General features: G+C 61.7%; 1 pseudogene. It reads right to left on the bottom strand.

What is annotated here, in order from left to right:
• Window positions 1-1321 (bottom strand): annotated as a pseudogene (locus DPV79_RS41385) (hemagglutinin); the annotation flags it as partial.
• Between the last annotated feature and the right edge of the window lie 62 nt (window positions 1322-1383).

The raw sequence follows: 1383 nt of genomic DNA, 5'->3' as shown, positions 1-1383 counted from the left end.
GCGAATCCACACCGCTCTGTGCCGTGCTGATGCCCGTCGAGGCAGACGTCGACAGCGAGCTTACGTTGCTGTTCGTCGTCGACAGACCGGTCGACAGCGAATCCACACCGCTTTGTGCCGTGCTGATGCCCGTCGAAGTCGACGTCGACAGCGAGCTGAGCTGGCTGTAGTTCACCGCATCCGTCGGATTCACGCCTGCTGCGACATTGGTCAACGTCACCGGCGTCGTCGAACCCACGCCACCCAGTGTGACCTTGCTGTGCATCGAATCGTCATACTGGACCGAGTTGGCCGCACTGTTCGACAGCGTGCTGATGGCGCTCGACGTCGATGTCGACAGCGAAGTCACGTTGCTGTTGGTCGTCGACAGACCCGTCGACAGCGAATCCACACCGCTCTGCGCCGTGCTGATACCCGTCGAGGCCGAGGTCGACAGCGAGCTCACGTTGCTGTTCGTCGTCGACAGCCCAGTCGACAGCGAATCCACGCCGCTTTGTGCGGTGCTGATGCCCGTCGAGGCAGACGTCGACAGCGAGCTCACGTTGCTGTTCGTCGTCGACAGACCGGTCGACAGCGAATCCACACCGCTTTGTGCCGTGCTGATGCCCGTCGAAGTCGACGTCGACAGCGAAGTCACGTTGCTATTCGTCGTCGACAAACCGGTCGACAGCGAATCCACACCGCTTTGTGCCGTGCTGATGCCCGTCGAAGTCGACGTCGACAGCGAGCTGAGCTGGCTGTAGTTCACCGCATCCGTCGGATTCACGCCTGCTGCGACATTGGTCAGCGTCACCGGCGTCGTCGAACCCACGCCACCCAGCGTGACCTTGCTGTGCATCGAATCGTCATACTGGACCGAGTTGGACGCACTGTTCGACAGCGTGCTGATGGCGCTCGACGTCGATGTCGACAGCGAAGTCACGTTGCTGTTGGTCGTCGACAGACCCGTCGACAGCGAATCCACACCGCTCTGCGCCGTGCTGATACCCGTCGAGGCCGAGGTCGACAGCGAGCTCACGTTGCTGTTCGTCGTCGACAGCCCAGTCGACAGCGAATCCACGCCGCTTTGTGCGGTGCTGATGCCCGTCGAGGCAGACGTCGACAGCGAGCTCACGTTGCTGTTCGTCGTCGACAGACCGGTCGACAGCGAATCCACACCGCTTTGTGCCGTGCTGATGCCCGTCGAAGTCGACGTCGACAGCGAAGTCACGTTGCTATTCGTCGTCGACAAACCGGTCGACAGCGAATCCACACCGCTTTGTGCCGTGCTGATGCCCGTCGAAGTCGACGTCGACAGCGAGCTGAGCTGGCTGTAGTTCACCGCATCCGTCGGATTCACGCCTGCTGCGACATTGGTCAGCGTCACCGGCGTCGTCGAACCCA

Origin of the sequence: Burkholderia reimsis, from assembly GCF_003294055.1 — a bacterium.
Classification (GTDB): Bacteria; Pseudomonadota; Gammaproteobacteria; order Burkholderiales; family Burkholderiaceae; genus Burkholderia; species Burkholderia cepacia.
This window is presented reverse-complemented; position numbering and strand designations above follow the sequence as displayed.